The sequence below is a fragment of the Allobrachymonas chironomi DSM 19884 genome, from assembly GCF_000374625.1.
In the GTDB taxonomy this organism is placed as follows: domain Bacteria; phylum Pseudomonadota; class Gammaproteobacteria; order Burkholderiales; family Burkholderiaceae_C; genus Brachymonas; species Brachymonas chironomi.
This window is the reverse complement of the sequence record NZ_KB894793.1, coordinates 1-4200: the sequence shown is the minus strand read 5'-3', so window position 1 is coordinate 4200 and position 4200 is coordinate 1. Positions and strand designations below refer to the sequence as shown.

Annotated in this window: 3 protein-coding genes; all 3 read right to left on the bottom strand. The window is 45.1% G+C overall.

All coding sequences use genetic code 11. The annotated features are described in order from the left end of the window. Window positions 1-167: 167 nt before the first annotated feature. The 3 genes from C513_RS14055 to C513_RS14050 all read right to left on the bottom strand — a co-directional run bounded on the left by C513_RS14055 (window position 168) and on the right by C513_RS14050 (window position 4087). Complete coding sequence (locus C513_RS14055; RefSeq protein ID WP_076342761.1) at window positions 168-2459, bottom strand: AAA family ATPase; 2292 nt, start codon at window positions 2457-2459, stop codon at window positions 168-170. A gap of 209 nt (window positions 2460-2668) precedes the next feature. Beyond that, a complete protein-coding gene (locus tag C513_RS0112230; RefSeq protein ID WP_018716278.1) occupies window positions 2669-3496 on the bottom strand; it encodes a hypothetical protein in 828 nt (275 codons plus the stop codon). A 105-nt stretch (window positions 3497-3601) separates the two neighbouring features. Beyond that, on the bottom strand, window positions 3602-4087 hold the full coding sequence (locus tag C513_RS14050; protein ID WP_076342760.1) for a DUF2321 domain-containing protein: 486 nt from the start codon (window positions 4085-4087) through the stop codon (window positions 3602-3604). Between the last annotated feature and the right edge of the window lie 113 nt (window positions 4088-4200).

Below are 4200 nucleotides of genomic sequence, written 5' to 3'. Positions count from 1 at the left end.
ACTGATGTAAAGCCTTGATCTTTAAGGAATGATTCCATCGCGACCTTGACGTCATCTTCGATAATTGGCACAAAGCCTCCTTGACGCCTAACGCCGCGCTCTGCGGCAATTTTGGAGCGCAGCGGAAAAATTGTCCGACAGCAGCGCCTTGTTATACGCATTCCTACTCAAGACACGACCTCCATCATTTCTTGATAGTGTTTTTCGTCCAGTTCATTTATCCAGTCAAAAACATCTGAAATGACTGAAACACCTTCACCAATCAGATTTTCAACAAAGTCTTCATTGGTTTCAATAAGGTCATTATGTGAATATTCATTGATGAACTTTCTAATCTTTTCCTTCCCTTCGTCTTCAGGGTTCTGACTTGCTGAAACGGCCGTATTAAACAAGTTGGCGAAATTGCCCCGGTTCTTTGGAAATTTGAATGACAAGAAGGATTCAAGTAGTTTTCGGGATAAATTGGCGGCAAGAAAATGATCGTCAGTTTCAAGCGTCTGTTGATTTTTTAAAGAATTCAGCCGTGAAAATATGTAATGATATTCTGAATTATATAAGGTTAATGCTGGTTCGGCGTTTTCATAAGTTGAAGTTCGTGGCACTCCGTTGTTTGCCTTAACAACGTAGAAATTTGCAATATTCTGATTGTCACGTTTATTCTTCCGTGAAATCCAATCACGAACCAACTTGAAGAACGTGAAGTTGTGGGTAAGAACAAACAGTTGCTTTGCTTTTTCACAGTTCACCTTCATAAATGAGTAAGCGTGAAAAAGGTGATTGGAGTCGAAACTTGAAATGGGGTCATCTACAACAACAATAGTATCTTCAATGTTGTTGTCATTTTCTTTCAACTTGGTTATGAAGTAGACGAAAGCAATAGCTGTCTTTTCACCTTCACTTAAATTACCGTCAACCTGTTCCGAATCGTTCCGAAGTATTTCATACCCTTTTTTAACCGGATTGAATCGAAGGGTCAATTCACTGCGCCCAAGAAACTTATGAAGTGATTCATTAAACTGGTCAGCACCCAGGCCTTCATTTGATAGTGAATCTTCAAGCGTTCGGATTTCTGTGTTTCTAGTGTTAATTGCTGTTTTTAGAGTTTCATTTGCGGCAGTGCGATCAACGACTTCTTTTTTCTTCTCGTGATACTTGAATGATTTCACTTCAGTAGTTGCGTAGTGAAGTTCAAGTCGCTTTTTAGCTTTATCAGTTTCTTCTTTGAAATTTCCTGACTTATGGTTGTGCTTATCAACAGCCGCGCCAATATCGGTCATAGCATCGTTAAACGCCTTCACGGATGATTCACTGATAACTTCTACCGTTAGAGCAGTTTCAAGCGGATTGGCAGTCTTTTCCTTTAGCACAGTGTGCCACACTGCTATTTCTCCGTTTAAGGCTGTGATAGCTTTCCCTAATGCTGTACAGGCTTCACCGTACCCGCTTTTGAATTCGTCGTAAAAATCACTTGTAGCGGGTAATATTGGGGGCTGAATATATTGATCTGCAAGCCACCCGTCAGCACGTTCAAGCCGAGTTTGAAAGGCTTTATAATCGTCATTAAAGTGGGCTTCAAGTTGTTTAGTGCGTTCTTCCGTGATGGTGTTTCCACAGTATTCGCACTGGTTTGTATCGTGACGCTTATGAAGATCAAGACCAGTTTCAACCCAAGATTTTATATCGCCATGTTCAACAAGCCGCTGGATAGTTTGACTAACCACGCTGGTTTTTAAAAGTTCATCAAGACGTTCTTTTGCTTTGGTGAAGATTTCCTGATTAATGGTCTGTTGATTAAAGGTGATCGAGGACTTTTGATCAGGCTTCGCGGCATTGGTTAATTCAACAATTTGTTGGTCATCAAGAAGCGAGTCGTCCGACTTGCTTTCTTCAAGGCGGTCTTCTATGAATTTTCCAAATTTACGCTTATCGTAGTTAAGATAGTAACTGTCTGTAGTGTCAATGGATTGAAGACTTGTCTTCATGTGTCGCGCGCTATCGGTTTCAAATTTTGAAACAGCGCTATCAAGTTTCTTTATTGCTTCAGCTTCTATGCCGTGTGCTTTGCTATCGACTTCCTGTTCTTTTTTTAATCGTTCTAGTTTTTCACGTTCTTCAATCTTCTCTTTATCAACAAGCAATATACTTTTTACAGTGCTGTTCCATGAAATGTTTTCATCAATAAAGTCATGGTTAAAGGTATATATGTTTAGCTCAGAATTCGCCACGTTCGCTTGTGTGATAGGCGTGCCGCTGTCTACGCTTACCGAGAATTCCGAAGAAGGAAATTTACTTGAAGTGACTTTATTCTCGATACACCGAAACAAACCCGAAAGCGTAGATTTTCCGCTTCCATTCCACCCATAGAACAAATTGTATTTTCCGAAATCTTTAGCATTGCTGTTCGTATGATCTTGGAAGATACCGAATTGCTTTAATTTCTGTATACTTTTTATTGACATGGCACCCCTGACCTAAAATTCTCTCCGGACTAAATTTGCGTATAACGCCCTAGTTAACCGGCGCCGGAGCCCGAAGTGCGGAGGGTACCGCTACAGGCCATGAGAATGCCGAAGGCATGGCCTGTAGTGGCGTCCGCGTTGAACGTACAGTTAGGCTGGGGCGCGTAGGCACGGTGTTGCCCGTGCGACTGAAACAGGACTTTGGCAAATCAGTCATCTTTATCTGCATGGTACCTACCAGAGCAGTAGTAGCAGCGCATTTCGTACCTGCCCTCGTCGTCATCTATGCGCCAAGCATCCAATTCGCCCCGAGTCGTTGAAACCCCGCAGATATCGCAGTTTGCAGGCAGGTTGTCCCCATCTTCGTTGTCGCAAAACAGGCACTTGTAACCTGACGACGATGATTCATCCTGAATCATCGTCTCGTTCCCACAGTTGTCGCATGTCAACCTTGACGGGCGAGCATCTGGATCTTTGTAGTCAAAGGGATTGGCTCGTTCATATTCATCTGCTTCGCGAAGTGCGTCGTTGAGCCGGAAGGCGTATTCGTCTGACAACACCTTGAAGGTAGCCAATGCAGGCGCGGGGACGAGAGCCTCAATGTCGAGCTCTGTGTGCTCTTCAAGGAACTCTAAAACTGACCGAAACAGCCGGCCGATGGTGGTGCGAACATCCGGAACTTGCATCGTGAACTTGTGATGTTCAATCTCATTCCGTAGTCGCTTGAGCCAATCAAGATCGGTTCGTAGGCCCGTAGAAATCGTGCCGCTCGATTCGTTGTTAATAAAGTTGATTGCATCCCAGAGCGTGATGCTTTTGTTCTTGTCTACCTTTGGTGAGAAAGGATCTTTGTAGATCAATAGCGGGTGTTTGTCTGCGATATGGTGCTTAAAGATCAATTCAATGAAGTGAGCCATATGCAAGACGGCGAATTTGTATGCCTTTGCATCGCCGTCCTCGCCTGCCTCGTACTTCAGCAGTGCTTCCGCGAGGCTATCAATGGCGTTTTCAAGTAGATCTAGTTGATGCGTGGTCATGAGTTTGAGAATAGCGGGATAGCGACCCGTGATCTTTCCGAAAGGCCTAACGCTTGAATTAAGCCGCGCCGCGAAGCGGCGTCGGCTTGAATGAATTGTTATGACTCAGCCGCCCCATATTGCCTTCTTGGCCGCCTCACTCAGCACATCAACGACAATGTCTCTGACGCCATCCGCGACCGCGCCGCCAACTTTTGCCATAGTTTGTTTGAAACGAACAGATGCAACCTGGAGACGAGGAGACTCCTTTGTCATTTCTGAGAGGTCTGCGCGAAACTGCGCTAGCTCGTCACTCGACAGCTTCCCGCTTGTCTCTACTAGATCAGTGGCCGCATCAACTTTACGCTCCGTCCATGGGAATGCATGGCCGCAGTTGTGGCAGTAGGACGGTGGCGTGTACTCTCCTCCAAAACCAAAAACTCCTTCGACGTAGTAGTCACCACGAACATTAGCCCCGCAGTTTGGACACTGCGTCATCGTGGCTTCGCCACACTTCGAGCAAAATTTCTCGCGGTGCTCTGGATAAGCATCTGCGGAATCGGTGGAAACATGACCGTTCGGACAGACCTCAGCTGTTCTATACACCCCCATGGAACTCCCCCTGAGTCATAACGCCTAAATTAACCGGCAGCCGTAGGCTGTCCGGGTTGAATGCAATGTTAGGCCGCTCAAGATGTATGTTGCAGCACAAAACAGCATTGCTG

Coding starts and splice junctions, on each gene's coding strand:
- C513_RS14055 (WP_076342761.1), bottom strand. CDS start 2,459: ATGTCAATAAAAAGTATACAGAAATTAAAGCAATTCGGTATCTTCCAA.
- C513_RS0112230 (WP_018716278.1), bottom strand. CDS start 3,496: ATGACCACGCATCAACTAGATCTACTTGAAAACGCCATTGATAGCCTC.
- C513_RS14050 (WP_076342760.1), bottom strand. CDS start 4,087: ATGGGGGTGTATAGAACAGCTGAGGTCTGTCCGAACGGTCATGTTTCC.